The sequence below is a fragment of the Brucella pecoris genome, assembly GCF_006376675.1.
In the GTDB taxonomy this organism is placed as follows: Bacteria; Pseudomonadota; Alphaproteobacteria; order Rhizobiales; family Rhizobiaceae; genus Brucella; species Brucella pecoris.
Genome location: NZ_VEWK01000016.1, coordinates 12,765 through 38,145 on the forward strand (window position 1 = coordinate 12,765; position 25,381 = coordinate 38,145).

Here is a 25,381-nt window from a genome sequence, read left to right on the forward strand (position 1 = left end):
ATCCTGCACATGTGTCATGAATAGCACTGACGACCCCGAGCAACCGTGTCATTTCCCTGCTTAAGCTTCGACGATATTCCGCTTCAACGCCGACGTCGAACAATCCGATTCATCTGCAAACGACGTTTCATGGAGTAATGGGGGGACGACAGACAAAAAGCACAAACTGCGTTTGTAAAATTGTCAGGTTGAAATCGGCGCAATATGGTTTGGAAAACGATCCTCAATGTTCGGTGTCGTCAAGAACCCCACCGGGCCTCAGATGCATCTTGCGACGGAAATCCCAGCCGCTTTTTGTGTATCTGACAATCAGGTCATCAATGACTTCCAATGAAGCATCTTTATCGAAGCCCTGATCCGCCAGCGCATCAAGAAGCATATCAATCAGCTTCTCCGTCCCGTCCTGATTGCCAGATTTCACCGCTTTGACAATCATAAAATGCAGCAGCACTCGTGCTATGTCGTCACGCGTCGGTTTGCGCTGTATCCTCAAACGATCGCGATAGTCCTTCTGCCGTTCGCGCTGCTTGCGCAAACGTTCCGACTGCTGCCTACTCGACGTCATGGCTTCTCCAGATTACGTGCCAGTAATCAAAGCTTGAGCTCGAAAACCGTCGGCGCAAAGCATTTTTTCACCACCCCGCGTCTGCCCGCAAATGGCGTTCATCCCTGAATCGGAAATCTCGAATCCAGCAACGTTTGTCCAGAACCCCGCAACGCGCTTCTCGAAATTCGAATCGGATTATTGCAAATTATTGCGATTTGAAATGCGTTGCTGGCAAATTGGAACGACATGTCAACACGTTGCGATGCGATACACGCAATATATGATGAATTGCCCGCACTACATATCCATTTTAGAAGCTTTATTTGCCGCTCTATGAAAGTTTATAGCCTCAAACGGCGTTTCCATCTGACACGCAAATCTGGAAAAGTGCCCGTCGACCATACTCTTCTACCTCCCGCGCCCCTGAGCTCCCTCAGATACGGCAGTCCTGCACGTGTTTCTCGGCCTTCAAACGTCGTTTGCCGATGAATCGGATATGTCCTGTTTCGTAACGGTTTTCTGGAAGCCAGCAACCTGAATCCAGAAGCTGGAATCGCAAGATTGCAAATCATCCTGACTTGATACGCTTCGTAGGCTCGCTGAAAACCGGTAGCAGCACATCACGTTGCCACACCGGCAAATCATATCAGCGCATCCCAAGGCATCACGACCCGAAATGCCCTCCCTTTACCGCCAGTCCGGAAATATGAGCGTGGCAAGTGGCGCTTCAGCCTGGTTCGCAGCCCGGGCAGGCATTTCGTCCTGTCGCGTGACCAATGCAATAAATTTCCCACACGCTCACTCACCGCACTGCGATCACATCAGCAACATGAATCAATCAGTGAGGATCGATTCATAAAATGCATTGGACGCCCTCGCCTCGATGTCGGAGTCTGCTGGTATGTCGAACCAGAACTCGTTTCCGATACATTTTCGTAAAATCCAGCCGCACAACAATATGCGGCGTTTCTATACATTATCGGTTCAGCCGAATTTATTCGGTGAATGGTGCGTCATGCGTTCCTGGGGGCGGATCGGCACACTCGGACAATCCGTGCAGCAAACAGTTCTTGACGAAGCATCGGCCACCACTCTTCTTCATCGACTTGTCGCGGTTCGTCACAAACGCGGTTATGAAGAAGTCCCATGACTTCTCATCATAGACGACCATAGATCCTTCGGTCTCAGCTTGCGGAATGCTATGGATATGTGTCCCCAAGCAGTCATTCTTGAACCGTCAGATATCCCCGGCTAGAGGGCGTCAACAGGGCAGCAGGATGCATTTGAACATTGGTTGCTCACTGGTGTGACAATCTGTCCATTTTTGAGCGGCTTTGATCACGATTCTAAGCTATTTTACTGCCGTTCTGGTGCGTTTTTGATGTGCTGGCGCGACGAAAAAACTTACAAACTATTGTTTTTATTGCAATAATATGCTTTACTGATTAAGTCAGCATTGTTTGAAGCTGACAAGCAATCATTTTACCAGAAAGGCATTTTTATGATTGAAAGTACACCAACCACACATGCCCTGAAACCTATGTCTGGCGCGCAGCTACAAGCCGCTCGCCGCGCTGCCGCAGATAGATTCTATCAAATCGGCATGTCATATGTTCCTGAAGATTATACCGTAAAATTCAGGAAAAGCTTAACCGGGGTTGCTCGTGGTCATGTCCGGCAAATTGAGGCCCCACGACCTGTCACACGCAAAAGCCTTTACATCTTTTTACACGAATGCGCCCATGCTCATCTTCACTTCGGCGGAACAAGGTTGCCACGTCACGTAGAGGAATTACAGGCTGAAAAATGGGCGCATAGCAAAATGAGAGAACACGGCATTCCCGTCCCTCGTACTATGACAGAGCGTGCCAAGAAGTATGTTGCCAGGAAGATTGTGCAAGCCGAAAAGCGAGGCGCAAAATCAATCGACCCCGAAGCCCGACGCTTCGCTTCTTCTCGCTGATTTCCACGAAAGCAGGACCAGTCAAAAAGCAGCGGTGTGAGGTGTAAAACACCGTTGCGTTTGCAGTCGTCTTACGTTGAAGATAATGATGATCTTCTCCATGATAGTCACGATTGCGCGTTAGAGCGTCGGGCGATTAATGTGCAACGCAACCTGCAGCCTTGAAATAGTTCCAGCATTCCTGCGGTGAGAATAGTCCGCAGACTTTTCCGACGGCTTTCCAGAGATCGTCGTAGGTCCTTGCCTTCGCCTTGCGCAACAAGGACTTGAGCTTTGAAAAAGCCATCTCAATTGGATTTTTGTCCGGTAAATATTGCGGGAGGAACAGGATCCAAGCGCCCTTTTCAGCGATGGCCGCAGCCGCTCTGGGGCTTTTGTGGACGTTGAGATTGTCCCAGATCACCACATCGCCCGGCGTGAGCGTCGGTGCAAGTTGGGTGCGTACGTAGATGTCGAACTTCTCGCCGTCCATGGTACCATCAACGACGAAGGGCGCGGTGATGGCATCGCATCGCAGACCGGCGATAAAGGTCTGGGTATTCCATTTACCAAATGGTGCATCAGCTTGAAGGCGTTGGCCTTTTCTGCTCCTGCCGCGTATCGGTGTCATGTTGGTCTTGATGGACGTTTCATCGACAAAGACGAGACGACCGGGGTTCTTTTGCATGGCGGGCTGGCGATGCTCACGCCACTCATCACACTCCTTGCGCACGTCGGCGCATGCGCGTTCGGCTGCCATCAGCGTTTTTTTATAGGTAAAGCCCGCTCGGCAGAGCAGCTTCGACAGGTTCGAGGTGTCGGCCTTTAGTGCGTGATGCTCCTCCAGCCACATCGCCAGGTCAGGCATGGTGATATCCGGCTGCACTTCCACCTTGGCAATGATGACATCCCGGCAAAGACCCAGTTTACCGCTACCACCGGGCCGTCCACGGCGGGAAGGATCGACCGAGCCCGTTCGATCCAGCCGCTGCTTGAGCCGAACCGCTGTGGCGGGGGAAACCTTGAAAGTAGCCGCAGCAGCCCGCCGCGACTGGCCCTCTGATATCGCATCGACAATTCGTTGACGAAGGTCCAAAGAGTAGGCGTGAGACATGGCAAATCCTCCTGCCATGTTGAATCACAAATCTGCAGCCGATGGAATCGGCAGATTCACAAAATCAACCCGACGCTCTAGCTGAGCTTGAATCGAGAAAACCATGCCGTTTGCCCGCGGTCGAATAACCTGACATGGCAGCCCGCACTGAGAATATCTTTCAGATCATGTTTGTGAACACGTGACCCCGGCCAGTTCGATACCGACACGTTTCAACCCATGGACAAGTCCCTACCCCGCAATCTGACCGCAGAAAATTTGCGACAGAACTCCACAGTGTGATGCAGATCATTATGTCATTCGGATACCGTAAATTTCGTGGTATAAGCCTCAAATAAATCGAGGACGATGAAAATGCCAAGACCGTCAACTTTGCTGAAGAGAAATCGCAAGTTCATTCACCAACTTGCCGAAAAATATCGCGTTCGCAATCCGCGTGTATTCGGATCGATCGCGGCTGGTACAGATACGGAAGAAAGCGATATCGATATTTTGGTCGATGAAACTCCAGAAACCACATTCTTCAAGCTCGGTGGCCTTCAAATCGAACTTGAAGAAAGGCTTGGCGTCAAGGTTGATGTATGTACACCGGGAGATTTACCTGAGAAGTTCCGCCAGGATGTGATCAACAGGGCCATCGCCATATGAGCCAACCGGAATTGCGTCTGTCCGACTACCTGGCTCACATCAGAGAAGCCTGCCAGGAAGCCATCAACTTTACAGATGGCATGAAATTCGAAGACTTTACACTTGATATCAAGAGCCAGCGGGCTGTCATGATGGATTTCATCATGATCGGAGAGGCTTCGTCCCGCATAGCAAAAGAGTACCCCGAGTTTATTGCCAGCCGCTCGGATATCCCATGGATCCAAATGCGCGGCATGCGCAATCGCGTGGCGCACGGATATTTTGACCTGAACCTCAGCACAGTATGGAAATCAATCCAGGTAGAATTGCCGGAGCTCCTGACCGCTCGTTCGAAATAATCAACGACCGCCAAGAGCGCCGCGCCAGTATGATCGATATCTGCTCCTAACAACAACGCCATATCGACGGCCTATTCTTCCTTGCCTTGGAAGGTGTGAACCGTTCCGGCACCGACCTTCAGCCAATCCGAGAGTTCATCGGTTTCAGTGCAACACTTTATGAGAGACCGCTTCTTCGGGGACACACCTATCAAAGCTCAGTGTAGCTACACCGCGAATTCGAAGGGTGCCAGGCAGGCGCCGTAAGGGACGCGCACTGTCAATAGTGCGGGTACGGCTGGGTTCGCAACGATGTTGACCATGCAAGGCACTAACTCACAAACTTTCGTAAGCGGGTAGGCTACCCACGTATCTTTCGTCGGTATGATGGGCGATTTTCTGCGTGAATCATGCGGAGAATCCTATGAGCGACACTGTGAATCAGGCCCGGACATTCGAGGTTTTGACGGCGGAACCTGTGCGGAGCCGACGGCCGCCGCGTGACTGGTCGGATGACGCTGAATGCTTTGTTGGCTGCGGAAATAAAGCTGGCAGCATCATGTGTCGTGACGCCGGCGAGCCTTGCGACCTGCCCGCCTGCAAGGGGGACTTCTATCGTGGTGAAACCCAGCGTGCTGGTAATCTTTGCCGGGCCAGCCCAGGAAGAAAAGGGCGCCTGATGGTGGCTACCAAGGAAGTTGATTCCTGTGGCAGTCAGCTCCGCGGCCCATGACGCGTGACCGAGGGAACGAAGGAATACTCCCTTCCATGCGCGTCTTTTGAGCTGCTTTGGCGCTGTCATTTTTCGGCGCCTCCGCTTGCTATCAGAATGTCCTGGGTAGCGCGAAATGCGTCTTGCAGCGACTTGTGGTTATCGAGACCTTCGAGAGCATAGCTGTTGAGGAACTGGCGCCCGGCGAACAGCTTGCGGTCGACGGGGTTCAGGTCTGCTTCGTCGCAGACGCCTTGCCAGTGCTCGGCGATGGTTGTGATCTGATGTTCGATCAGCGCGGCGGCTTCGGTTTCTTTCAGGTGATAATCCGGCGCGGCGGCGAGCAGAGTGGCGAGCGTGCTGGCGCGGCTATCGCCCTTGATGAGCATGGCCTGCGTGGCTTCGTTGCCGGTACGGCCTTGCGGGCAGATGTCATAGGCAGGCGTCAGCGTCAGCATCCTGCCATCCCAGAAGGCGGCATGATTGCGGGCATGGTCGTCGGTGTTACCGCACAGCACATTGAAGCAGATCCGTCCGTAGAGCTCCTTAAGAGTGTCCTTAGGGTCAGTGAAGCGGTGGCGGATGAGTTCGGCCAAGTCTTCGTAGGAGGCATAGCGGGCCATCATCTCATCGAGGCCCAGCATGGTCAGGGCAGAAACCATGGCGTGCCGCGTCCAGCCATCTTTTGTATGCGTGCGGTCAAAGCGCTCGATAAGCAGCACGTCCTTATGGGCGGCGCGGGTCATCGACACGGGCGCTGCGCTCAGTTCGCAGGCCGCTGCCAGCTTCATCGCGATGAATTCGGCCTTCACGACGCTGTAAGTGTCGTTGGCGGCCGAGAATTTAGCGATGAATTTCTTTGCGCCGTCGTCGATGAGAGCCTTGGGGCGTGCACCACCAATCGACGTGCCGTGATTGAGGGCCTGATCGAGTGCCGGGGTCAGAGGCACGCCTTTTTCGATAAGGGCGGCCGCTTCCATGAGTTCGGCGAGCGATGCTTGTGCGGCAAGGCGGGGGACATACTCTGTGGCCGATGCCTGGAAATCGAGGGCGCCAATGCGGTCAGAGCCCGATTGGAGCAGAAAGGTCAGCTCGCTGATCTCCGGCACGCCAGCAGCGTCGGGCTTTTTGCCCGTCAGCCTATTGATGATGACGCGGCGACCCCAAGCGTCCGGCGAGGCGTCGCGAATGCAGCTTGCCATTTGTAAGCCGTTGATGGGCGCGATGACTCCTTCCTGGAGGGGGAGTTCAGGTTCATAGAGGGAAATGGCGCTCCTACGGCGCCGGTAGCTCGTACCGTAGGTAAAGAGCAGGCGTTCGCCATCCTGGTCCAGGCGGCCCGCGACGACCGGTTCCGTCGCCCCCGGCAGCCACATCCAGACAAAAGCTTCGGTAGCGTCCGCCTTAGAAGTCATCATCGATTTCCTTCACACTGTGGCGGACGCTCTTAGGCAGAAGGGTCAGTTTTTCGTCAAGGCGGGCATTGTGCATCTGGAGGGTGCGCTCGTCATAGTCGAACAGGCGTACGCCGACGATGGAGGCGACCTCAAAGGCGATGCCGATCTCGGGGCCCGGCGCGCCTTTTTCGATGCTGGAAAGGGTCGTGCGGCTGATGCCGGCGCGGTCGGCCAGTTCTTGCGCGGTCAGGCCGCGCTCGGCACGGCCGACGCGGATCAGCTTGCCGAGCATGGCGAGCGCCTGGTGTGTGACTCTGGAGTAGCTTCTCTGACGGGGCACGGTTATACCTGATTTGTTCATTTGAGTGGACGTGATGCCTTCTCATGTCCGGAATTTTGCACATTATGCCATAGGGCTGACGTCTAGTCAAGCTTTGTTCATTTGATTGATCATAAGAGTTGTTCGTGCCCAGAATTTTGTACAAACTAAAAGTCTTGCGCGCCCGCGAGCGGTCAGGCTCTAGTCTTTGCCCGGAGCCCCGCAACGGGTGGCACCGTTACCTTAATCAGAGCGTAAACATCAGCGGCGATAACAGGGTATGACGGAACCTCGCGCCTCACTTTATCACCGCCATCGTTTTCCAGCCGAAATCATCGCCGAAGCTGTGTGGCTGTATTTCCGCTTTCCCTTGAGCTTTCGCATGGTTGAAGACATGCTGGCCTACCGGGGGATTATTGTTACCCGCAAAACGGTCCGCGAATGGGCTGAGAAGTTCGGGCGAGACTATACCAACAAAATCCGTCGCCGTACCCCACGCCTTGGTGATAAATGGCACTTGGATGAAGTCGTTATTACGATAAAAGGCAAACGCCATTTTCTGTGGCGCGCTGTTGATCAGGATGGCTTTGTGTTGGAAGTTTTGGTTCAAAAACGCCGTGATACCAAGGCTTCCAAGCGTTTCATGCGTAAACTGCTATCCAGTCAGGGTGCTTCTCCTCGTATCATGGTCACAGATAAGCTTGGCTCTTATGGAACGGCCAAGCGGGAGATCGGTCTCACTCTATGTGATCATCGTCAGCATAAGAGGCTGAACAATCGGGCTGAGAATTCCCACCAGCCCATACGGCGGCGCGAGCGGGTGATGAAGCGATTCAAATCAGCACGACATTTGCAACGCTTCGCATCAGTCCACGACCCGATTTACAACCTTCGTCACTTTCCCCGCAATCAATTCAACGCCACTGATCATCGCGAACTACGACAAACCGCCACCAGCATGTGGCGTGAAATCGCATGCCTGAAAGCCAAGTAGGAACAACAATATAGGCCGAGTTACGCTCGCGCTCCGATTAAGGTAACGGTGCCCGCCCCATATTCTCACGGACATATCCGTTACATCAGAGAAAAGCGGATCACATCTGGCTTCTGCTTTATTCCGCACCCAAAACATAATCCACCCAAGCAGGCCTATGTTCCGGCATCATCAATAAAGATGCCGAGATGCCATGGCGCAACAATGCAATTAGCTTGAACGCATCATGCCAGATCGGGCAATCCATTTGCATTCCCGCGGCTCATTTCGTTTATGGTCTTACGGTAACGGGTCTTGCGACCAGTAAGGAGGACAAATGACTGTCATACTTCCTAGCAGCGGACGTAGCATAGTGACTGCCGCTGTCACGCCGTGCGAACATCTCCGATGAATTCCTCGAGTGTGATCAGATGTGGGCGCACCGCTTGTAGATAGGCGTCATGGATTCCAGCCGGGACGACAAGACGCACGCCTACTTCGGTCATTTCACGGAATTGCGCTTCTGAAACATCTTCCTGAAGGGTCAGACGATGTTTCGTTCGAATGCGTTCGACTTCATTTATAATCTGCCGCCATCTGTCCTTGCATGTTGTTTTTGCGCCAAGCATACGTAATCGATGCGCTGGAAATGATGCGTCCTCATAGGCTGTAATGTTCGGGACCAACCCATCAGATTCAATATCAGTTGCCGGGTCAATATTGACATGGACCATAACATGGACCATTTATTATGCAAAGTATGTGCGAAACACAAAGGAACATGGACCATGCGCGTATCTGTCAGTGACGCGAAAGGCCAGCTCACCGAACTGGTAAAGCGAGCCGAAGCCGGGGATGAAGTCATTTTGACCCGTCGCGGCCATGAGATCGCACGGCTTGTAGCCGTTGCGACAGCGCCCGGCCCTAAGGGCCGACGCGCACTGATGGAAAGGGTGAGGGCAACGGCGGCGGCGAAAGCATTACCCGGGGCTAATGCTGCGCGTAGTCAGGACTTTCTTTATGACGACGATGGGATGCCCATATGATCGCCGTCGATACATCCGCGCTCATGGCGATCGTCCTCAATGAGCCCAAAGGCGAAGCTTGCATGACCGCAATCGAACAGTCTGATGAGCTATTGATTTCCGCAGGAACAGTTACTGAAGCCCTCATTGTTGCTGCGCGACGTAATGTCGGTGAAGAGGTTGACGCATTGATTTCCGGGCTCGGCTTCGAAATCGTATCCGTGACAGCCGCTTCCGCACGCCGGGTCGCTAACGCTTACGCCAGATGGGGCAAAGGCATTCACCCAGCTTCGCTCAACTATGGTGACTGCTTTTCCTATGAAGTTGCTCACGAGCATGGCTGTCCCTTGCTCTATGTAGGAGACGACTTCGTTCAAACAGACCTGCGCTCGGTTCTATAATGGTTGACTCCAGCCAATGCGATATCCGGTTAACCGGCGATGCAATGTTTCTCACCGCTATGACTTCTTCGAGAAAGCAGCGTCGGTATTGTCTCGACCAAATGAAATAAGCTGGTTGCGCGCCTAGGATGCATTATTTTCCCATCGGTTCCAGAATAACGCGCCTGCTAATAACACCATTTCGGCACCAGAACCCTTTTCTTTCACGATGACTCATATCCGCATGATGCGAAGTAGTTTTGAGCATTTTGTGAATCGATATAGGCTCTAACGGTGAATGAACCGCAATACTATCCGATTCCTGGACACGCTGCCCCGGACGCCTACCAAATTCCCGATGCGTGTTTTCGGATATTGTTTCCTGCACACTTCAAATTTGAGATCGTGCTTGATAGGATCCGCCGCGTGTAAACATCACCGATAACGTGACCGGAGATGTCTGCATATCCCCGGCGGTCCGGGAAGAGCGTCGGGGATTTAAATGATTTGGGCAATTACGATGACTGTCGCAACACAGCACATGCACACCATAATGACGTATCGTACAGAAAACAGTTCGCTGAACCAATCATCGAAACGATGATCCTGTGCTGATTCCGCCTGTTCGTTGGCTTCAGTGGTGAAAAGCGCGTTTAACACTTTTGATTTATGATAATCGAGACGACCATGCATGACCCCGCTCCTGCATATTGAGAGTGGTATTTATCATAAAGTCAAATTTCGATCATCTTTGACTTTCGTTGATCGACATAAGTTTACAACCGTACCGTCGTCAAACGGTAGCGGGCTGTAAAACCGTGAACAGCGCCCCACCATCGCGGTCCAGATCCTGAATATCCAGGAGAAGCAAGCCATCGGATTCGGGCACCACGAGTTCCGTCTTTGTGGCGTTCATTGCGGCTGCAACGGCCTTTTTGTTTCCCCACGCTTTTCCACGCCTGGTCACATCCGGACCATCTTCAGGCCTAGCGATGCTGAATTCAACGCCGCCCACATCAATGCCGTCGCAGATGAGATTTCCGGTTCCATGCAATAATGTAACAGCCATCACTACTCCCTGTTTCTTAATCAAAATCATCCAAAGTTTAGCAGCTTGTCAGTTTTCAGAACCATCCTGCTTCGCTTTTAACCGCTCATTCAATAGGAGCTTGAGCCGCGCATTTTCCGCTTCCAGCTCTTCCAGTTCTTCGTCTGTCACCGGTCCGTCTTCAGGCTTGGGATTTGGCCTTTTCGCACGAGGCCGCTTTTGCGGTGATTTGAGAACGGGAGGCGAGGCTAGAATTTCATCTATCCCCTCCTCTTTCCGCTCGGGCTCCACAACAACTGGCCCTTCTTGAGGGACCTTCGGCTCTTCAGCGGACGATAACACCTCAGAAGAAGCGACGGGCTCGACCTTTGGGGCTGCTGCCTTGCCATTTATTTCATCGGGATCTGTGGTCGTAACTTTGATGGATAGTCGCGTTGGCAATATAGGTTCAGGCTGCTCAGAGCTTTCGCCGGCTGTGGGTTCAGCATCTGGCTTTTCGTTCGGCAAAGCCGACCTCTTCCGCGATCGCCAACTCTTCAACCGCGCAACGAGACGTTCCCCCAGTGACTTCATCGTGATCGACCTCCCTATCTGGTGTGCCGAGATGCTGTCAGCTTGAGCCTGACAACACAATAGTTTTGGCAACCATGGGCCCTTACACATGTCACCAGAACGCTTGAACAGATCAGTTATCGAGGCTGGCAGAGCAGTCTTAGCGATCGTTTCTCTACTGCTGTTCCAATCGTCGAAGCATTTTGAGCAACTGTCTGTTCTCCATGCGCAATCTGGCGGCCAGTTCACGTTTCAGATCGGCATTCTCTATTTCAAGAGCTGACAATTCAGCCTGAATATCGGGCTCGGCAACCACCCGATTTGCCGCTTCTTGTTTCTGTGAAGCTGATTTTTTCAAACTGCGTCGAACAGATGGCTTTTTCTTCCTGACAATAGCATCCGCCACCATGTTTGCTGTTTGCAGCTCTTCCATTGCGATTAGCGCCTCTTCAGGCCCTGAGGCGTCAATGTTGGAAAGTTCTGGCTCGCTCAGAGCCTCTTCAACTTGCTTGATGACCGGCTCAGTTTGCGGCACAGCATTTATGGTCGTGGTCTCAGATTTGCGTTCAATCGGCTTGGATAGATCAGGCTGGACCCGAACCTCCACTGGAGATTGGGGCGCATCGGCCTCCACTTGCCGGGCAATCGACTTCAGATCCAGATTTCCCCACAAAGATGACGAGCCCTTGCGAGTACGCTTGTTCTTATATTCAACGACAATATTACGGTTTGGATTTTTCATCCGTGAGTAGCTTTCCAGAGGAGATTTGAAGGTACGCTCCACGCGCGTCAAAGGGCCTTTTACCAGTAGCTACATATTACGCGGCGGATTTTCAACACTCAACAGAATGTCCGACCTGCTCGATATGTCCTGAAAGCAAGTTCATCTCATCTTGAACACATGATGTACACGGCCTTATTGTTACATCAACCATTGACCTGTATTTTTGACGCCTAAATGAATTTCCAAACATCGATCTGGAGAAGCATACCATGGCAGACGAAACCATTGTAGCAGTAAACGAGACACCAGTTGAGGTGAGAAGCGCCGAGCCTGTGGGTGCCACGAAGAAAACCCGTGCACCACGCAAAAAAGCTGAGCCTAGGCCCGCAAAGGCGGCTGCAGCACCTGCCGCTAAAACCACGAGGGCCGCATCCAGACCAGAGAAAGCGGCCAAAGCTGCTTCAAAAGCAGCACCCGCTGCAACACCACCGGTAGAGAACAAGCGCAACAAGTACACGCCGGCCCAGCGCGCCTCCATCCTTGCTTCGATCGAAAAAGCAACAAAAGACGGCAAGACCACTCTCAAGGCTGCATTGCAGCAGACTAAAGTGAGTGAGCAGACCTACTATAACTGGAAGAACGCTGCTACAAAGAAAGCGCCCGCGCCGTCGGCAGGGTCGTCCAGCGATGATCTTTCCAGCTTGGTTGCACTGGAAGCAGAGAACCTCAAGCTACGCCAGGAACTTGCTGCAAAGCTGCGTGCTGAGAATGAAGAGTTGCGTAGACGTCTGGGTCGAACCTGAGGCGAATTGCTCCGCAGCATCTGCACCAGGGTGCTGACAAAACAGATGACTTCCCACGTGTAAGTCATCTGTTGGCCTTTCGATGATGAAAATTCGAAGCCTTTGTTCTCTCCTTCCAAAGGCTCTCTAATAAGGCCAAGAGTGAGGATTACCATTCCGCACAACTTCTGGTCTGGATTAGTGCATGACGACTACCAAGCGTCACGGGCAGGATTATGCTGACTGCCAATACCAAGATGGAGTCACATCATGATTTTGGATCCCGCTCAGGCCGAGGCACTCTACAAAGCGATACAAGCCCTGAATGAAGGGGGCGGCCAGCTACTTAACGCTTCCTTTGACGCATTCGTCCTCGGTGAGGCAATCATTGATGTTTGCACCCACACTGATGATCGCATCGAACTGCGATCTGCCGACAATGTAACTGAAATACACGACGACCTATCCGCTTTCGCAGTTGCCTATCGTTTGCAAGCACTGTGATTGCTCAAGCGAAGGATGACACTGCGTTCGATTTCAGTTTTTTATCTATGAAATCTTCGTACGGACCGCTGGGCTGAAACTTAACAGAAGACAATTGAATAATGCGCTTAACCCATAGTGCCCGACTCAAAATTCGAGCCTTGCGATACGCCGTGTCATTCGCCTGATTGACGAGATGAACATCCATGCCTCTGCGGATGCAATTGAAGCCTCCCAATCTTTTGCCAGACGGCGGCAGCGGTTGAGCCAGGCGAAGGTTCGCTCGACGATCCACCGTTTGGGCAAAACCACAAAACCTTTGGCCTGATCGGATCGCTTGACGATTTCAATTGCCAGCGCTTTGAGATGTGCCACAGCAGTTGTCAGCTTTTCGCCAGCATATCCGCCATCGGCAAAGAGTTTCGCCACGGTGGGATAGTTGTCACAGGTGCGATTGATCAGATCAGGTGCACCGTCCCGGTCCTGAACGTCGGCACCATGCACGATGCCTTCCAGCATATTGCCCGTCATATCGGTCACGATATGGCGCTTGCGCCCTTTGATCTTTTTGCCAGCATCATAGCCTCGTGGACCGCCAGATTCCGTCGTTTTGACCGACTGGCTATCGATAATAGCGGCTGTCGGCTCCGCCTTGCGGCCTTCCGCCAGCCGTGTCACCGCAACCAGCATTTCATTGATAAGATCAAGCAAGCCGTTGTCGCGCATCCGGTAGAAATGGTACTGCACCGTCGTAAACGGCGGGAATTCCTTCGGTAATTGCGCCCATTGGCAGCCGGTTGTCGCGATGTATTGGATTGCGTTCCACAATATGCGGGGATCATGCTCGCGCGGACGGCCGACTTTGCCCATCGGCTGCAAAAGCGGCGCAACAACTGCCCACTCATCGTCGGTACAATCGCTTGCATAGCGCAAGCCACGTCTGACATAGTCTCGCCGAGCGGTTTCAGTCCAGGCCATGTGATCCTCCGTAGTCTTGGTAAACCACAGAGAATCATAAACTCCTGAAATCGCTCAACTTAATTTTCGGTTCGGCTCATAGACCGGGTCATCGTCCAATGACGTGCTTTTTTGCTATTTCCAAGGCCTTCCGCGCATTGTTCTCAGCGGTCTCCTCGGTCGGCGCGACAGACTGGATTGTGAGCCTGTCTCCGCCCTCCACGACAAAAATATTCACCCCCTTCAAGCCACCGACATTCGGGAGGCGGATAAGTCGTCCAACTGCAGGGGAGACATCGATTTTCTCGATTTTAAACCCGATTTTTTCGGAATTGACGTCCAGCTCTGTGAGATAACCTTCGTCCGTTCTGTTTTCTTGCCCTTGCTCGTCGACATGGCGATCGATAGCGATCATCAAATGTTGATCGTCATCTGTTCCGCAGCAGGACATCCGAAAGTTAGTCGGTTCTTCCGCATGATACGCAGAGGCATCGAAAATCGACCAGAACTCCTGCTTGATGGGCGTGAACTCGTGGATTTTGAAACCGTCGGCCCGCACGGGGACATTAATTCCGGCAAGTGCAATCGCGATGACGACCGCTATGAAAGATCTATTTTTCATTCAGGGCACCATTACATTAAGTTAAGCACGACCACAGTGAATCTGGACCGCTACGCTTGATAAAATAGTCAAAACTTGCGTCATGATAGCGTTCATGCAGCCAAATCAGTTCAGTCACAGTGGTCCGGCGCAGGGCAGCTCGACGCGGACATCTTTACCTGCAATCAGATTCTGATCGGATGCGAGGATCAGTGTTCTGTCGCCCTCTCGTGCAAGCGAAATGATGCCTTGCTGCAGTTTCTGGCGTATGCCGTTGATGTCCACGCTGGCGGTGTAATTGACCAATGCAGACATGCATCCACACATTCCGATCGACCGGTGCAAATTAAACCTCGCGTCGAAGGAAACAATGTTTGCCTGCCTCTTCACCTGCCCGGGCTTCAGATCGGCGCAGGCCGATAGTCCGTTCTGCAAATCAATTTCGACGGCATCGCTGGAAGCTGCTTGTCCCGCGGAGATAGCGCAAAGGAACACAGCCACGAATGATCTGAATAAGGACCTTCTTCTCCGTGCAGAAATCCTGATGACCTCGTCTGCTTCAGGAAGCATTTGACCCGAAACACTAATCATTTTTCGTTTTGATCCGTTCGTCGTTAGCCTCATCTGTCTTTAACGGAGCAATGTGCTGTTTCAAATTGCCGATCAAACCAGTTTCTCGCCCCGCATCTTTTTCTGATTTCGGTCCGTCGTCGATTGCCAACGCACTTAGGAGCGCTCTGGTCTCATAATTTCCAGCATGCGCATCTCCTGTAACCAACACTGTTTTTCCTCCGTGAGACGCAGCGTCCCTTAGCGCCTCGAGCCGATTGATTTCCATCATAAATGCCATGGCGTCGGCATCTGTCAGTGTCGTATCTGCTCGAAAGGCCGCAAGGGCTCTCGCATTGCCTTCTGCGATAATGCTACGACTGGCTGCGATCCCCCGCGCCGTAATTGACATCGCAGCAGCAGAAGCCTCCGCACTCTTTGTCCGCTTTATCTTCTCAGCCTCCCCATCGTTGTGCGCCGCTTCCAATCTGCGCTGAGACGCAAGCACTTCGTTGAAGGCTGAAATCATCTCCGGCGTTGGCCGTGGATCATCAATCAACACGGCACGGATCTCATAACCATATGCATTAATAGCTTCGTCCAGAGATTCACGGACAGTACGCGTGAACTCATCGCGATCGGTATAAAGTTGGTCGAATGTTCTCGCCGCCGCGACGGCGCGCGCATCTGTTGCGACGTAGGATTCGATTTGCTCTTCTGGATTATGCAATTCGTAAAAGGCCGCCTCTACCGCGGAAGGAATAACCCGATATTGCAGGCTGATCGGCATGGTGACAAAAGCATTGTCTTTGGATTTGACGCCAAGTTGAAGAGATATCTGTTTCGTCTGCAAGGAAAACGGCGAGCGGGCGCGCTGAAATGGCCAGGGAAATTTGATCGACAGACCCGCTTTACGATAACCAGTGAAGCGCCCAAACGTTTCAACAATTCTCACGTGCTGCTGAGGCGTCATGACAAAGAAGCTCTTAAGCCAACGCAATCCCAGATATATCGCCAGTATGACAATGATAACCGAAACAGGCGTTGTAATAAAGGAACTAGAAAATTCGAATCCGAGTAAATTAAACATTCCAATCCTTCTAACTTTCGACTTCACTATTTTCAGTTGCTCACTGAAGGGCGCAGTTCCTCATCGTTCAACGCAGAACATTATAATTGGCGGCATTCGCTATTCTAACCAAAGCTCTTTGACTGGCAAGACGCTCTGGTATGTGTGTCACCGACAGTAGCCTGCTTCATGCGATAAATGACCTTATGGACTGCAGAAAGCTGCTCATTCCCACCGAGTGGGTGCCACAGGCTGCGACATATATTGAGTTTGGACAATTATGCTGGCGACGCGGACAAGTATATGGGCGCGCCAAACTCTATTCACATTCCCTCAATAGGACAGCGAACTACCAGAGTGCAGGGATTAGGAAAGGGAAACTCAAAAAGGGTGCAGAATGTCCGTATTGCGGAAAACTTTTCGGCCCTGGAGCAGATGTCCCTGATCACATATATCCGGTCGCACGCGGAGGCTTATCAGTAGCAGAAAACATGGCTTACATCTGCGCACGCTTTAATCAAAAGAAGAGCAACCGCACGCTTAATGAATATATTTACGAATATCGATTAGACATGAAGGATATACATATTAGATTGAGAAAACGAGGGAAAATCTTTTGATATCGTTTTCCCCAGAGCGACGGCTATTCTAAAAATCCAGCTTACTAAACATCAACTCTTTTGTTTTAGACGAAAAGTCAATTATTTGCTGTCGATCAGCAAATTGGGATATATTTACGGACATGGCAACGCTGGTTATGCTGCCATCAAGCTGTGTAAATATCTCACCATCGGAATCCAAAGGTGGCCGTTCTAAGCTGCGCCAAACATCCTGAAACCAGGTTGAGCCACCTGGATACTCACTATCGCATTTCCATGCCCACTTCTCGCAGATTTCTGGAATTGTGCGATAGCAAACTGGCCCTTCTCGGCCCTCAGATCTCGTCAACGATGCTGACGATCCTGCCATCCTCGATACGGAACGACGACGCACCGGAGAAGGCCAGTTCCTGCCCAGCTTTCCATCCGTTCGGAAGGTCAATCGCCACCACAGCGGAATATGCGATCTCAACTAGTGTCGTGTCCGCGACGGTGATTGCGTTTGTGACGGTCTGCCGCCGCGTTTCAAACGCCGATGCTCCGAATTTCGCCATCTCTTCAAGGCTCTGCTTGTCCGATGTCTCGGCCGTAACCTGACCACCCGAAATGTTCCGGAAAGACACTTTGTCGGAGAGGCAGACTAGCATCCCGTCGACATCCTTGTTGTTGTAGGCATTAATATAGGCTTGGATTAGGTCGGGCAGGCTTGCCATAAATCACACTCCATCTGCATCGGCATTTGTATAATCACCGTTCCCGTCGCAAAAGTCCCAAAACTTGCGACGCTCAAGAGTATGACACCGGTAAAATATCGTATCAAAAAAGCAATTTGGGTGCGGAACAAGATTTAACGATCAAGGCAAAGATTAAAACAGATCCCCGACCCAATCTTCAAATGCATGACGTACCCGAATTACAAAAACTGTTCCGTCTACTTCAATTTGATAAATAATGAGGTGGGCTTTAAACGGGTGCACCCGCACAGGTGGAGAAATTTCTTCCCGTGCACGTGCCATTTGTGGGTTCTTTGCAATTAAATCCAGAGTGTTAAACAACTCTGCATGATAGCGTTTCGCCTGCACAGGCCCAAACATTGCTATACCCTGCTCGGCGATAGCAATGATATCGTCTTCCGCAAGACCAGAGAGTTAAATTCCATCAGTTGCGTTTCAGAGATTTTTCGGTGTTAGCGAGTGCCACTGCGAAGAGTTCGTCCTGTGAACGACTTCCTGGGCCACTTTGTAAACCCTCGTCAACAAAGCGCTGCATCGCTGCGATCTTATCGCTGCGCATTTGATCTTTACGGATCAAATCGCGTACATAGTCACTCGCATTCGAATAGCGTCCCGTTTTGGCCTGAGCCTCAACCCATTCTTTCATAGGATGAGGGAGCGATACGTTCATCGTTACCATCAAATTCTCCCTTCACTGCAATTAAAATCGCAGATTGGCAAAGTTTGTCAATGTTATTATCACTACCTGTCCATTTAACATTCTCGGCCAGACCGTTGATTATGATTGCCAGTCAACAACGGGCCTTCGCAACCATCCGGTGTTCAATATCGTGTGTGTTAAACGTGGCCCCGCCGGCTCTAAAAAGTGCTGTACAGATATTGGGCAGTAAACAGATCGAGATGCCCGCCACCGACATTCTTGTAGACCGTGATCTGGCGATCATCGCTGCGGCCCGGATGTTTTGACTGACATAGCTCAATCAAATCAGCTTCGATCTGCTCAAGCTTGATCAGTCCAGTGGCGAGCGGAATTCCGAGTTCGCCCGAACCATCACAGCAATGGCGCGTATCAACAAATACCCGTCCGGCACGACGGAACACGTCATCATCGGCTTCACGCATGTCCGGCATATAGGCACCGATCAGATCGACATGAGCGCCCTCTTTGAGGAGTTTACCCTTAACCAGCGGATTGGTCGACATGGTGACACACGATATGATGTCCGCCATCGATACTGTGTTATCGAGATTCTCCACGGCAACGATGTCGACGCCAGCAATGTCAAGTCGGCTGGCAAGTTTTTCCGCCCTGTCGAAGTTGCGGTTCCAGATAAAGACTTGATCGATCGACGGTCGGCTGGCGCAATGAGCCTGCACCACATGGGGCGCTAGCCCCCCGGCACCAACCACCAGCAAGGTACGGGCGTCCTTGCGCGCCAGCAGGCTGGCGCCAAGTGCCGAATCTGCCGCCGTCTTCTTGAAGGTTTCAATGGCGCCGTCGCAGACCATCAGTGCTTCGCCGGTCTGACCGCTGAACAGCGTTACCGTGCCCTGGATCGAAGGTTGGGCCACAGGAAGTTTGACATTCGCAGGGAAAACGCCGACCAGCTTGACGGCAACGGCCTCGCCTTCGAGCCACGCTACCAGGGATACGAACTGGTTGTCAGCACTTTGCCGGTCCTGCAGTACGGTAGTGTCGCATTGCGGTCGTTTGCCGCTCGCGTGCGCTTGACGCAAGGCTTCGATCAATCCCGGATAATCGAGCGCAGCATCGGTGTGATGTGCATTGAGAGTTATCATCATTCCTGTCAGGCCACGCGCGTCAGAAAACTTTTGGTACGCGGATGTTGTGGGTTGCCCATCACTTCTTTAGGCGGGCCGGATTCAACAATCAGGCCCCCATCCATGAAAATCAGATGGTCGGCGACTTCGCGGGCGAAGTTCATTTCATGTGTGACGACAATCATGGTCATGCCGTCTTCGGCGAGCTGGCGCATCACTGCCAGAACCTCTCCGACGAGTTCCGGATCAAGAGCTGATGTGGGTTCATCAAACAGCATCAGCTGAGGTTGCATGGCCAATGAACGGGCAATCGCCACGCGTTGCTGCTGCCCACCGGAGAGCTGGTCTGGATAATAATCGGCGCGCTCGGTAAGGCCGACTTTTTCCAGCAGCTTCATCGCCGCAGCGGTGGCCGACTGGCGACCTATCTTGCGTACGATCATAGGCGCCTCAATGATGTTTTCCACCACGGTCTTGTGTGGGAACAAATGGAAGCCCTGGAACACCATACCCATTTTCTGGCGCTGGAGTGCCAGTTCGTTGAAGGACATCGTATAAAGCCGCTCACCCTGCCAACGCATGCCGATCGGCTCGCCTTCCAGCAACACGGTACCGGAATCCGGCACTTCGAGATAGTTCAGGCAGCGCAGCAATGTGCTTTTGCCGGAGCCGGATGGGCCGACAATGCAGGTCACGTCCCCCTTTTCAACCGTCATGTCGATGCCGTCGAGCACCCGGTGATTGCCAAAAGATTTGGTCAGTCTTTCCACCTGCAGCAGTGGCAAGCTCGCGGGCGTTTCATTCATTTTTGATATCCAAGCGCAAATTTGAAGGGCAGCAGTCTGGACAGGAATGATGCGGAACGGGTGATCTGCCGGGATTTCAGGTGGTTCTCGATATGGTGTTCGATGATAGTCAGGGCGGTTGACAGGATGAGATACCAGATCGTAGCCACGATCAGCAGCGGAATGGTCTGATATGTGCGCGAATAAATCATCTGCGCCGAATAGAGCAGATCGGGCAAGGCAAGCACGCTGACCAGCGACGTAAATTTCAGCATTGAAATGGTGTCATTGCCGATCGGCGGAATGATAATACGGATTGCCTGCGGCAACACGATGCGCTTCATGATCTGAAACCGCGTCATGCCAAGTGTCGCGGCGGCCTCGGTCTGGCCCGGATTGATCGCCTGGATGCCAGCGCGGATGGTTTCGGCGGCATAGGCGCTTTCTGTAAAGGACAGGCCAAGCAGTGCTGCACTCATCGGCGTGATCAGCGTGTTCATGTCCCAGGACCACAAGGTCGGCCCGAACGGAATGCCAATGGTCAGATTGGGAACCAGAAGCGCCAGATTGTACCAGAAAATCAGCTGAACCAGGGGTGGAACGCCGCGAAAGAACCATATCCACAGCCAGCTTGCCCATTGCAGCACCGGATTGGCTGAAAGGCGCATCACGGCCAGTATGATGCCGATTGCAAAACCAAAGATCATTGCGGCAAAAGTCAGGAACAGCGTGCGCGCCAAGCCAGCGAGAATGTCGGGATGAAACATGTAGAGCACAACAATGTTCCATTGCAGGTTCTCATTGGTCGCCAGCATATTGACAAAACTCAATGCGATCACAATGAGCACGGCGCCGGTGATCCATCGAGATGGATGGCGCACGGGTATCGGTTTGACACTATGTATATCCGGCCGGTGCGCGACCGTCTTAGCTGTTCTTGCCATGATTTACTCCAGACTACCGTATCGTGTTTAGCGAAATTCGTATTCGAACTTACCAAACCCGCCGCCCCGTGTTCCGGGCCGGCCCTTGCGCAATGGACCGCGGCTGTATTCGCACCGCCGCCGGCTGACGGGCGTTCTCATTCAATCGGCCCTGACTATTTTGGCTCCGGATTGTCCTTAGTAACCAGAACCGCCTTTTCCAGGGTGCCGGCGCCATCAACGCCCCACTTTGCCATGATTTCCTTGTAGGAGCCGTCATCGATCATGGACTGGATGGCATCACGGAAAACTGGCCCAAGCGCATCACCCTTGCGCACGCCAATGCCGTTGAAGACCGGATTGCTGACCAGTTCAGATACGCTGAAGCGCCCCGTAATCTTGGCCATATAGTGCATTTTTGCCGATCCGGCCGCCACCATCTCAACACGCCCCGAGGACACAGCCAGTTCGGCGGCGTTCTGGGTGGTGAATTGCTGCAGATTAATCGGCTTCTCACTGGCGGATTCGCACAATTCCGCGCTCTTTTCCTTCAGATATTGGTAGTCCCAGGCACCTGTCATCACTGCAACGCTATGGCCGCACAGATCTTTTTCCGACTTGATGGAAAAGTCCTTGCCTTTCAAGAAGGCGTAGGCGGTGCCTTCCTTACGCTGAGGAATGAAATCAAGCGAATCAAGCCGTTCCGGCGTCACACCGAAGGAAGAAAATCCGGCGTCAAAACGCTTGCTGGCCAGGCCCGGAATGATGGCGTCGAAACTGGTTGCGGTAAATTCGAATGTCACGCCAATGCGTTCCGACATGGCTTTGGCCATGTCGATGCTCCAGCCTTTCAGGACGCCGTCTTCGACAAACTCGTCCGGTGGCCAGTCATTGAAGGCAGCAATCTTGACGCCCTTCCTGTAATTCTCCGGCACAGCGTCCTGTAGTGCCTTGATCGGTGCGGCATGCACCGAGGTGATGCTGGCGGCCGCGGCCAGCGCCGCCAGCGCTACCATCATGCGCCGGGATGCGGTTTTGCGACGATTGGTCATTTATCTCCCCTTTGATTGGAACTTTATCCCCGTGCGAGGCTCGTCTTCTACTTGCGTTGCTGATAATGATATGCGAACGTTCTCACAATATAGCCATTGATTGATCGCATCCGTCAAGTTGAAAGTTGAGATCAGGCCCATCATCGCCTATGAAACGGTACAGGTATTGAGCAGCGTGAAACTGCTTGGAAGGAACGCGCAGACATGGGTGAACGACGCGCCGACAAGACGACCATTGCCGATGTGGCGCGCCTGGCCGGCGTCAGCACCGCGACCGCCGGACGTGTATTGGGCGGCTATGGCTATACCAGCGAAGAAATCCGCGACAAGGTGAAGAAATCCGCTGATATGCTGGGCTATCGCCCCAATCTGCTGGCACGCAGTCTTATCACCGGGCGCAGCAAGACCATAGGCGTTGTCGCGGGCGACATGCAAAGCCCGTTTTACGCCAGTATTCTCCGCGGTATTTCCGATGTGGTTCGTGCGCGCGGCTTTGGCTTGATCGTCACCAACAGCGATGAATCGATCGATCGTGAGCTGGAGGCAGTGGATCTTCTGCGCGAAAAGCAGGCCGACGGCATCATCATTGCGCCCTGTGATATTCTCAAGGCGCAGCACTTGCACGATGTCGTTGCCAGCGGCTGTCCGGTGGTTCAGATCGATCGCCGCGTGAAGGGATTGAAGGCGGATTCGGTGACCGTCAATGGCCGCCAGGCCGCCCACGCCGCAGTGACCCAAATGATTCTCGACGGCCATAGTCGGATTGGCGTACTGGCGGAACTCGAGCATGGCCGCTACAAGAATCTCAACGCATTTCTTCACGACCGCCAGCACAAGAAAATCGATATTTCATCGCTTTATCCGAGCTGGCAACGTCTGCTCGGCTATATCGAAGCGCATGAGGAAGCCGGGATCGCCTTTGATCCGAGCCTCGTTGCCCAGGTGGGCAGCTATTCGATCGATATTGCCCGCCAACACGCCATCGCGTTGCTGACCCGGGAAAACCGGCCTTCAGCGCTGTTTACCACCGATGGATTGATGTCAGCCGGCGCCATGCTGGCAATCAGCGAACTCGATTTTTCCATTCCGCAGCAACTGTCCGTGGTCTGCTTCGACGATTTGGACTGGATGTCGTTCTTTACCCCTAAACTGACGGCAATCCGGCAGCCGCTGCTCGAGGTTGGCGAAGCCGCGGCTCGTCTGGTCCTGGAGCGGCTCGATAGCGCCGATCGGGCGCAGCAGGATATCGTGCTGCATGCCGAATGGCAGCCGCGCTGTTCGCTCGCCCGCCATCCCGGTTGATCTGGCCGGTCTTAACCTCAAAAGGACATTCGCAGCGGACTCAATCCTGCAACTCGGCTATAGCCTCGCCGAGATCAATCGGCGCGGCATGACCTGTACCACCATATTGGCCACATGTCGCCGCAGCAACGCATGACGCCGCTTGTAGCAATGTTGCAGGCGCCTCGCCGTTCAGCAAGCCATAAAGGGTGCGGGCAATGAAACTGTCGCCCGCGCCTAACGTGTCAACCGCCACAATCGGCGTTGCTTCCGCATGAAAAACCCCTTGCGAACCGGCAAGAACTGCGCCCTCTGTACCACGGGTGACCAGCACCCAATCCGCGCCGCTCTCGCGGAGGCAGGATATAGTCGCTGTGACCTGGTCCGATGAGAGCTCACCGCCCGAAACAGAGGCCAGAAAGCATCTCGGGCCAATACGCCGATAGTGTTCTACGTCGCGGCGGGTGGAAAAATCATAGGACAGGCGTTGCGGTGCAATGGCATCCAGCCAGCCGTCAAGGCCGCTCGACTGACCGATATGGACGGCATCGAACCGGCGCGCAAACTGAATATCGGCAGTGCTCGGCTCAAACATCGACACTCCGAGATCAAAGCGGATGAAATAGCGATCATTATTGCCGCGATGACCAATGATGCAATATGCCGTCTTGCCTGTGGCCTCCATGCGCAGATGCGAAGTATCGACCCCCTCGTCGCGCAGTGCGGCCTGAATGACCCTTCCGGCCGCATCTGCGGCAACCACGCCGATATAGGCCGCCTCGGCCCCAAAACGGCTCATATGGATAGCGACATTGACACAGTTACCGCCCGGAAACATTTCCCGACGCGAAATGTAACAATCGACGACATTATCGCCCATCGCCGCGATTTTGATCATTCTTATTTTCCCAATTGACAAGATGTGAGAACGTTCGCACACTAAAGTAGAACTGTCAACGTATCGCGGGGTTGGTACCGGGAAATGTTGCACTGGACCGGAACGGCTGCCGATCGGCGCAGCCGGGCTCTTCAAGACGCTGAAAAGAGGAATAGAATGCCCAAACAACTTCCTACCGATATTGCTGAAACCTTGAATGCGCTTGCGCAGCGGGATTTTTCGCATGTGTTTCTGGTTGCCTGCGGCGGATCGCTGTCAATCATGCATCCGGGCAAGTATTTTCTGGATCGCCATTCGGGACTGCTGACCTCTGATGTCTATAATGGCGACGAGTTCGTCACACGCGACCCGCGTCGCCTCAACAGCGATGCCATTGTCATTCTGTGCTCCCAGACGGGCACCACCAAGGAAACGGTGCGGGCGGCAGAACATGCCCGTCGCCGGGGCGCCTGCGTGATCTCCCTGACGCTGGATCCGCAATCGCCGCTCGCCGCCGCCGCCGACCACGTGCTGCAATACCAGGCGTCCTACACCACCGGCATTCCGATCGATGGTGCCGACAGCAATTACAGCGTGCTTTACATGTTGCTGGCGGGCATTGTCGATTTACGCGACAAGACCAGCCTGCTGCCCAAACTGCTGGAAAGCCTGCCGGCACTGCAACCGGCCATTGAACGCGGTCAGCAGCATTTTGATGAAACCTTTACCAGATATGCAGAGCGCTATGGCCGCGAAAAAGTCGTGTACACCATGGCTAGCGGTCCGGTTTATGGCGCAGCCTATTCATTCTCCATCTGCGTGCTCATGGAAATGCTGTGGATCAACTCGCAAGCTATCCACGCCAATGAGTTCTTCCATGGCCCATTCGAAGTCGTCGATAAAAATGCCTGCTTCGTCGTCATGATTGGGCTCGATGAAACGCGTGCGCTGGCCGAGCGTGGCCGGGATTTCCTGTACCGTTTCGGCGAGCCGGACAATATGTTGGTGCTGGATGCAGCGAAACTCGATCTCGCTGACATAGATGACACTTTCAAGGGATATTTCGTGCCGTTGATTTTCTTCGATGCTCTTTGGAAATTTGCCTATAAGTTGGCGGCGAAACGTGAACAGGTCATGCTGGACGGTCGCCGCTACATGAAAAAGATCACCGACTACTAACAGCACCCCGGCTCAATCTTCGTTGAAGTT

Annotated in this window: 33 protein-coding genes and 1 pseudogene; 13 read left to right on the forward strand and 21 right to left on the reverse strand. The window is 53.1% G+C overall.

The window, feature by feature from the left end; genetic code table 11:
• Positions 1-223: 223 nt before the first annotated feature.
• A complete protein-coding gene (locus FIB18_RS21780) occupies positions 224-535 on the reverse strand; it encodes a hypothetical protein (protein ID WP_138787121.1) in 312 nt (103 codons plus the stop codon).
• Positions 536-1,448: 913 nt separating this feature from the next.
• Between FIB18_RS21780 and FIB18_RS21785 the strand changes: the two genes are divergently transcribed.
• Both FIB18_RS21785 and FIB18_RS21790 read left to right on the forward strand, forming a co-directional pair.
• A complete protein-coding gene (locus FIB18_RS21785) occupies positions 1,449-1,697 on the forward strand; it encodes a WGR domain-containing protein (RefSeq protein WP_138787120.1) in 249 nt (82 codons plus the stop codon).
• A gap of 306 nt (positions 1,698-2,003) precedes the next feature.
• Positions 2,004-2,510: a hypothetical protein gene (locus FIB18_RS21790; protein WP_138787119.1), complete on the forward strand. Its 507-nt coding sequence runs from the start codon at positions 2,004-2,006 to the stop codon at positions 2,508-2,510.
• A gap of 136 nt (positions 2,511-2,646) precedes the next feature.
• Here the strand turns inward: FIB18_RS21790 and FIB18_RS21795 are convergent, their stop codons facing one another.
• Positions 2,647-3,603: an IS630 family transposase gene (locus tag FIB18_RS21795; RefSeq protein WP_140022715.1), complete on the reverse strand. Its 957-nt coding sequence runs from the start codon at positions 3,601-3,603 to the stop codon at positions 2,647-2,649.
• A 348-nt stretch (positions 3,604-3,951) separates the two neighbouring features.
• Between FIB18_RS21795 and FIB18_RS21800 the strand changes: the two genes are divergently transcribed.
• The 3 genes from FIB18_RS21800 (at position 3,952) to FIB18_RS25250 (ending at position 5,301) form a co-directional block, all read left to right on the forward strand.
• The gene (locus FIB18_RS21800) at positions 3,952-4,251 is read left to right on the forward strand and encodes a nucleotidyltransferase family protein (protein WP_374844040.1); all 300 of its coding nucleotides are present in this window, start codon (positions 3,952-3,954) and stop codon (positions 4,249-4,251) included.
• Positions 4,248-4,589 carry a HepT-like ribonuclease domain-containing protein gene (locus tag FIB18_RS21805; RefSeq protein WP_138787117.1) on the forward strand — a complete coding sequence of 114 codons (342 nt, stop codon included), beginning with the start codon at positions 4,248-4,250 and terminating at the stop codon, positions 4,587-4,589. The genes FIB18_RS21800 and FIB18_RS21805 overlap by 4 nt, the downstream gene beginning before the upstream one ends.
• Before the next feature lie 403 nt (positions 4,590-4,992).
• Positions 4,993-5,301 carry a hypothetical protein gene (locus tag FIB18_RS25250; RefSeq protein ID WP_235894944.1) on the forward strand — a complete coding sequence of 103 codons (309 nt, stop codon included), beginning with the start codon at positions 4,993-4,995 and terminating at the stop codon, positions 5,299-5,301.
• Between the two features lie 65 nt (positions 5,302-5,366).
• Here FIB18_RS25250 and FIB18_RS21815 read toward each other — a convergent pair whose 3' ends face one another.
• Together FIB18_RS21815 and FIB18_RS21820 are read right to left on the reverse strand one after the other, a co-directional pair.
• The gene (locus FIB18_RS21815; protein ID WP_138787135.1) at positions 5,367-6,695 is read right to left on the reverse strand and encodes a type II toxin-antitoxin system HipA family toxin; all 1,329 of its coding nucleotides are present in this window, start codon (positions 6,693-6,695) and stop codon (positions 5,367-5,369) included.
• Positions 6,685-6,969, reverse strand: coding sequence for a helix-turn-helix transcriptional regulator (locus FIB18_RS21820; protein ID WP_168436837.1), 285 nt, complete (start codon positions 6,967-6,969; stop codon positions 6,685-6,687). Before FIB18_RS21820 ends, FIB18_RS21815 begins: the two co-directional genes overlap by 11 nt.
• Before the next feature lie 307 nt (positions 6,970-7,276).
• Between FIB18_RS21820 and FIB18_RS21825 the strand changes: the two genes are divergently transcribed.
• The gene (locus tag FIB18_RS21825; RefSeq protein ID WP_138787116.1) at positions 7,277-7,990 is read left to right on the forward strand and encodes an IS6 family transposase; all 714 of its coding nucleotides are present in this window, start codon (positions 7,277-7,279) and stop codon (positions 7,988-7,990) included.
• 365 nt (positions 7,991-8,355) lie between these two features.
• Here the strand turns inward: FIB18_RS21825 and FIB18_RS21830 are convergent, their stop codons facing one another.
• Entirely contained in the window at positions 8,356-8,703 is a 348-nt protein-coding gene (locus FIB18_RS21830) for a type II restriction endonuclease (protein ID WP_235894945.1), read from the reverse strand.
• A gap of 54 nt (positions 8,704-8,757) precedes the next feature.
• On the opposite strand from FIB18_RS21830, the gene FIB18_RS21835 reads away from it, so the two are divergent.
• Together FIB18_RS21835 and FIB18_RS21840 are read left to right on the forward strand one after the other, a co-directional pair.
• The gene (locus FIB18_RS21835) at positions 8,758-9,015 is read left to right on the forward strand and encodes a type II toxin-antitoxin system Phd/YefM family antitoxin (protein ID WP_138787114.1); all 258 of its coding nucleotides are present in this window, start codon (positions 8,758-8,760) and stop codon (positions 9,013-9,015) included.
• A complete protein-coding gene (locus FIB18_RS21840; protein WP_112591076.1) occupies positions 9,012-9,395 on the forward strand; it encodes a type II toxin-antitoxin system VapC family toxin in 384 nt (127 codons plus the stop codon). Before FIB18_RS21835 ends, FIB18_RS21840 begins: the two co-directional genes overlap by 4 nt.
• A gap of 477 nt (positions 9,396-9,872) precedes the next feature.
• Here FIB18_RS21840 and FIB18_RS21845 read toward each other — a convergent pair whose 3' ends face one another.
• The 4 genes from FIB18_RS21845 to FIB18_RS21860 form a co-directional block, all read right to left on the reverse strand.
• Positions 9,873-10,067 carry a hypothetical protein gene (locus FIB18_RS21845; protein ID WP_138787113.1) on the reverse strand — a complete coding sequence of 65 codons (195 nt, stop codon included), beginning with the start codon at positions 10,065-10,067 and terminating at the stop codon, positions 9,873-9,875.
• A 100-nt stretch (positions 10,068-10,167) separates the two neighbouring features.
• On the reverse strand, positions 10,168-10,473 hold the full coding sequence (locus tag FIB18_RS21850; RefSeq protein ID WP_138787112.1) for a hypothetical protein: 306 nt from the start codon (positions 10,471-10,473) through the stop codon (positions 10,168-10,170).
• Between the two features lie 18 nt (positions 10,474-10,491).
• Positions 10,492-10,929: a hypothetical protein gene (locus FIB18_RS21855; RefSeq protein ID WP_235889905.1), complete on the reverse strand. Its 438-nt coding sequence runs from the start codon at positions 10,927-10,929 to the stop codon at positions 10,492-10,494.
• A 220-nt stretch (positions 10,930-11,149) separates the two neighbouring features.
• On the reverse strand, positions 11,150-11,716 hold the full coding sequence (locus tag FIB18_RS21860) for a hypothetical protein (RefSeq protein WP_138787110.1): 567 nt from the start codon (positions 11,714-11,716) through the stop codon (positions 11,150-11,152).
• 251 nt (positions 11,717-11,967) lie between these two features.
• On the opposite strand from FIB18_RS21860, the gene FIB18_RS21865 reads away from it, so the two are divergent.
• Both FIB18_RS21865 and FIB18_RS21870 read left to right on the forward strand, forming a co-directional pair.
• On the forward strand, positions 11,968-12,501 hold the full coding sequence (locus FIB18_RS21865; protein ID WP_138787109.1) for a transposase: 534 nt from the start codon (positions 11,968-11,970) through the stop codon (positions 12,499-12,501).
• 249 nt (positions 12,502-12,750) lie between these two features.
• The gene (locus FIB18_RS21870; protein WP_235889904.1) at positions 12,751-12,984 is read left to right on the forward strand and encodes a hypothetical protein; all 234 of its coding nucleotides are present in this window, start codon (positions 12,751-12,753) and stop codon (positions 12,982-12,984) included.
• 126 nt (positions 12,985-13,110) lie between these two features.
• Here the strand turns inward: FIB18_RS21870 and FIB18_RS21875 are convergent, their stop codons facing one another.
• The 4 genes from FIB18_RS21875 to FIB18_RS21890 form a co-directional block, all read right to left on the reverse strand.
• Positions 13,111-13,941, reverse strand: coding sequence for an IS5 family transposase (locus FIB18_RS21875; protein WP_140022717.1), 831 nt, complete (start codon positions 13,939-13,941; stop codon positions 13,111-13,113).
• 88 nt (positions 13,942-14,029) lie between these two features.
• A complete protein-coding gene (locus FIB18_RS21880) occupies positions 14,030-14,542 on the reverse strand; it encodes a hypothetical protein (protein WP_138787108.1) in 513 nt (170 codons plus the stop codon).
• A 114-nt stretch (positions 14,543-14,656) separates the two neighbouring features.
• Positions 14,657-15,145 (reverse strand): DUF2195 family protein, encoded by a 489-nt coding sequence (locus FIB18_RS21885; protein WP_140022719.1) that lies wholly within the window; start codon positions 15,143-15,145, stop codon positions 14,657-14,659.
• Entirely contained in the window at positions 15,105-16,160 is a 1,056-nt protein-coding gene (locus FIB18_RS21890; RefSeq protein WP_138787106.1) for an SPFH domain-containing protein, read from the reverse strand. Before FIB18_RS21890 ends, FIB18_RS21885 begins: the two co-directional genes overlap by 41 nt.
• Positions 16,161-16,345: 185 nt before the next feature.
• Between FIB18_RS21890 and FIB18_RS25485 the strand changes: the two genes are divergently transcribed.
• Positions 16,346-16,759: an HNH endonuclease gene (locus tag FIB18_RS25485; RefSeq protein ID WP_369523002.1), complete on the forward strand. Its 414-nt coding sequence runs from the start codon at positions 16,346-16,348 to the stop codon at positions 16,757-16,759.
• Positions 16,760-17,073: 314 nt separating this feature from the next.
• Here the strand turns inward: FIB18_RS25485 and FIB18_RS21900 are convergent, their stop codons facing one another.
• The 7 genes and pseudogenes from FIB18_RS21900 to FIB18_RS21930 all read right to left on the reverse strand — a co-directional run bounded on the left by FIB18_RS21900 (position 17,074) and on the right by FIB18_RS21930 (position 22,014).
• Positions 17,074-17,451: a nuclear transport factor 2 family protein gene (locus FIB18_RS21900; protein WP_138787104.1), complete on the reverse strand. Its 378-nt coding sequence runs from the start codon at positions 17,449-17,451 to the stop codon at positions 17,074-17,076.
• 153 nt (positions 17,452-17,604) lie between these two features.
• A pseudogene (locus FIB18_RS21905) lies at positions 17,605-17,886 on the reverse strand (type II toxin-antitoxin system RelE/ParE family toxin); the annotation flags it as partial.
• A 10-nt stretch (positions 17,887-17,896) separates the two neighbouring features.
• Positions 17,897-18,151, reverse strand: a complete 255-nt coding sequence (locus FIB18_RS21910; protein WP_021586553.1) for a type II toxin-antitoxin system ParD family antitoxin — start codon at positions 18,149-18,151, stop codon at positions 17,897-17,899.
• Positions 18,152-18,330: 179 nt separating this feature from the next.
• Positions 18,331-19,275 (reverse strand): ornithine cyclodeaminase, encoded by a 945-nt coding sequence (locus tag FIB18_RS21915; protein WP_140022721.1) that lies wholly within the window; start codon positions 19,273-19,275, stop codon positions 18,331-18,333.
• A gap of 5 nt (positions 19,276-19,280) precedes the next feature.
• Positions 19,281-20,060: an amino acid ABC transporter ATP-binding protein gene (locus FIB18_RS21920; RefSeq protein WP_140022723.1), complete on the reverse strand. Its 780-nt coding sequence runs from the start codon at positions 20,058-20,060 to the stop codon at positions 19,281-19,283.
• On the reverse strand, positions 20,057-20,983 hold the full coding sequence (locus FIB18_RS21925; RefSeq protein WP_140022725.1) for an amino acid ABC transporter permease: 927 nt from the start codon (positions 20,981-20,983) through the stop codon (positions 20,057-20,059). Before FIB18_RS21925 ends, FIB18_RS21920 begins: the two co-directional genes overlap by 4 nt.
• Before the next feature lie 155 nt (positions 20,984-21,138).
• Positions 21,139-22,014: a transporter substrate-binding domain-containing protein gene (locus FIB18_RS21930; RefSeq protein ID WP_140022727.1), complete on the reverse strand. Its 876-nt coding sequence runs from the start codon at positions 22,012-22,014 to the stop codon at positions 21,139-21,141.
• A gap of 204 nt (positions 22,015-22,218) precedes the next feature.
• On the opposite strand from FIB18_RS21930, the gene FIB18_RS21935 reads away from it, so the two are divergent.
• Positions 22,219-23,316 (forward strand): LacI family DNA-binding transcriptional regulator, encoded by a 1,098-nt coding sequence (locus FIB18_RS21935; RefSeq protein WP_140022729.1) that lies wholly within the window; start codon positions 22,219-22,221, stop codon positions 23,314-23,316.
• 40 nt (positions 23,317-23,356) lie between these two features.
• Here the strand turns inward: FIB18_RS21935 and FIB18_RS21940 are convergent, their stop codons facing one another.
• Positions 23,357-24,418: a PfkB family carbohydrate kinase gene (locus FIB18_RS21940; RefSeq protein ID WP_255488034.1), complete on the reverse strand. Its 1,062-nt coding sequence runs from the start codon at positions 24,416-24,418 to the stop codon at positions 23,357-23,359.
• On the opposite strand from FIB18_RS21940, the gene FIB18_RS21945 reads away from it, so the two are divergent.
• The gene (locus FIB18_RS21945; RefSeq protein ID WP_036586989.1) at positions 24,350-25,351 is read left to right on the forward strand and encodes an SIS domain-containing protein; all 1,002 of its coding nucleotides are present in this window, start codon (positions 24,350-24,352) and stop codon (positions 25,349-25,351) included. The genes FIB18_RS21940 and FIB18_RS21945 overlap by 69 nt on opposite strands.
• The last annotated feature ends 30 nt before the right edge of the window (positions 25,352-25,381 follow it).

Excerpts from the sequence above, each read along its gene's own strand:
- FIB18_RS21900 (WP_138787104.1), bottom strand. The coding sequence starts at position 17,451 with ATGGCAAGCCTGCCCGACCTAATCCAAGCCTATATTAATGCCTACAAC.
- FIB18_RS21885 (WP_140022719.1), bottom strand. The coding sequence starts at position 15,145 with ATGAGGCTAACGACGAACGGATCAAAACGAAAAATGATTAGTGTTTCG.
- FIB18_RS21915 (WP_140022721.1), bottom strand. The coding sequence starts at position 19,275 with ATGATGATAACTCTCAATGCACATCACACCGATGCTGCGCTCGATTAT.
- FIB18_RS21845 (WP_138787113.1), bottom strand. The coding sequence starts at position 10,067 with ATGCATGGTCGTCTCGATTATCATAAATCAAAAGTGTTAAACGCGCTT.
- FIB18_RS21820 (WP_168436837.1), bottom strand. The coding sequence starts at position 6,969 with ATGCTCGGCAAGCTGATCCGCGTCGGCCGTGCCGAGCGCGGCCTGACC.
- FIB18_RS21840 (WP_112591076.1), top strand. The coding sequence starts at position 9,012 with ATGATCGCCGTCGATACATCCGCGCTCATGGCGATCGTCCTCAATGAG.
- FIB18_RS21910 (WP_021586553.1), bottom strand. The coding sequence starts at position 18,151 with ATGGTAACGATGAACGTATCGCTCCCTCATCCTATGAAAGAATGGGTT.
- FIB18_RS21935 (WP_140022729.1), top strand. The coding sequence starts at position 22,219 with ATGGGTGAACGACGCGCCGACAAGACGACCATTGCCGATGTGGCGCGC.
- FIB18_RS21870 (WP_235889904.1), top strand. The coding sequence starts at position 12,751 with ATGATTTTGGATCCCGCTCAGGCCGAGGCACTCTACAAAGCGATACAA.
- FIB18_RS25485 (WP_369523002.1), top strand. The coding sequence starts at position 16,346 with ATGGACTGCAGAAAGCTGCTCATTCCCACCGAGTGGGTGCCACAGGCT.
- FIB18_RS21940 (WP_255488034.1), bottom strand. The coding sequence starts at position 24,418 with ATGCGAAAAATCCCGCTGCGCAAGCGCATTCAAGGTTTCAGCAATATC.
- FIB18_RS21830 (WP_235894945.1), bottom strand. The coding sequence starts at position 8,703 with ATGGTCCATGTCAATATTGACCCGGCAACTGATATTGAATCTGATGGG.
- FIB18_RS21815 (WP_138787135.1), bottom strand. The coding sequence starts at position 6,695 with ATGACTTCTAAGGCGGACGCTACCGAAGCTTTTGTCTGGATGTGGCTG.
- FIB18_RS21880 (WP_138787108.1), bottom strand. The coding sequence starts at position 14,542 with ATGAAAAATAGATCTTTCATAGCGGTCGTCATCGCGATTGCACTTGCC.
- FIB18_RS21860 (WP_138787110.1), bottom strand. The coding sequence starts at position 11,716 with ATGAAAAATCCAAACCGTAATATTGTCGTTGAATATAAGAACAAGCGT.
- FIB18_RS25250 (WP_235894944.1), top strand. The coding sequence starts at position 4,993 with ATGAGCGACACTGTGAATCAGGCCCGGACATTCGAGGTTTTGACGGCG.
- FIB18_RS21945 (WP_036586989.1), top strand. The coding sequence starts at position 24,350 with ATGCCCAAACAACTTCCTACCGATATTGCTGAAACCTTGAATGCGCTT.
- FIB18_RS21785 (WP_138787120.1), top strand. The coding sequence starts at position 1,449 with ATGTCGAACCAGAACTCGTTTCCGATACATTTTCGTAAAATCCAGCCG.
- FIB18_RS21865 (WP_138787109.1), top strand. The coding sequence starts at position 11,968 with ATGGCAGACGAAACCATTGTAGCAGTAAACGAGACACCAGTTGAGGTG.
- FIB18_RS21825 (WP_138787116.1), top strand. The coding sequence starts at position 7,277 with ATGACGGAACCTCGCGCCTCACTTTATCACCGCCATCGTTTTCCAGCC.
- FIB18_RS21835 (WP_138787114.1), top strand. The coding sequence starts at position 8,758 with ATGCGCGTATCTGTCAGTGACGCGAAAGGCCAGCTCACCGAACTGGTA.
- FIB18_RS21795 (WP_140022715.1), bottom strand. The coding sequence starts at position 3,603 with ATGTCTCACGCCTACTCTTTGGACCTTCGTCAACGAATTGTCGATGCG.
- FIB18_RS21800 (WP_374844040.1), top strand. The coding sequence starts at position 3,952 with ATGAAAATGCCAAGACCGTCAACTTTGCTGAAGAGAAATCGCAAGTTC.
- FIB18_RS21920 (WP_140022723.1), bottom strand. The coding sequence starts at position 20,060 with ATGAATGAAACGCCCGCGAGCTTGCCACTGCTGCAGGTGGAAAGACTG.
- FIB18_RS21805 (WP_138787117.1), top strand. The coding sequence starts at position 4,248 with ATGAGCCAACCGGAATTGCGTCTGTCCGACTACCTGGCTCACATCAGA.
- FIB18_RS21930 (WP_140022727.1), bottom strand. The coding sequence starts at position 22,014 with ATGACCAATCGTCGCAAAACCGCATCCCGGCGCATGATGGTAGCGCTG.
- FIB18_RS21875 (WP_140022717.1), bottom strand. The coding sequence starts at position 13,941 with ATGGCCTGGACTGAAACCGCTCGGCGAGACTATGTCAGACGTGGCTTG.
- FIB18_RS21925 (WP_140022725.1), bottom strand. The coding sequence starts at position 20,983 with ATGGCAAGAACAGCTAAGACGGTCGCGCACCGGCCGGATATACATAGT.
- FIB18_RS21850 (WP_138787112.1), bottom strand. The coding sequence starts at position 10,473 with ATGATTTTGATTAAGAAACAGGGAGTAGTGATGGCTGTTACATTATTG.
- FIB18_RS21890 (WP_138787106.1), bottom strand. The coding sequence starts at position 16,160 with ATGTTTAATTTACTCGGATTCGAATTTTCTAGTTCCTTTATTACAACG.